This is a genomic window from Cupriavidus sp. 01L46 (assembly GCF_056399905.1).
In genome coordinates, this window is record NZ_JBFTSF010000750.1 from 1 (window position 1) to 355 (window position 355).

At 69.2% G+C, this 355-nt stretch carries 1 protein-coding gene; it reads left to right on the forward strand.

Features of this window, described 5'->3' with window-relative positions; genetic code table 11:
* Positions 1-21: 21 nt before the first annotated feature.
* A partial coding sequence (locus AC1DS3_RS39610; RefSeq protein WP_477129499.1) for a DJ-1/PfpI family protein occupies positions 22-355 on the forward strand: 334 nt, incomplete at its 3' end.

Below are 355 nucleotides of genomic sequence, written 5' to 3' on the forward strand. Positions count from 1 at the left end.
TCATTATTGGGCGCGGGTTTGGTGGCTGAACTATTCCAGACCGCTAATGAATGTTCCGCGTCCGATCCCGCCAAAGAATCCGCTTACGACGTGCGTCTGCTTTCCGTCGACGGGGGCAGCGTCGCCTGCTCCGCGTCGGTACGGGTCTGGACCGACGGGCTCGATCCGCGCCAGTTCGTCGGCTTCGATGTGCTCTTCATCGCCGGTGGCGCGGGCGCTCWTGCCGCCGCGGCGGACGAGCGGCTGCTGCGCTGGCTGCGCGTTGTCTCCCCCCGCACGCCCACGGTGCGGCCCATCGCCGAAGGCCGTGCCGTGCTGGCGGCGGCCGGCGTGCTCAAGCCGCACGAGGACGAGC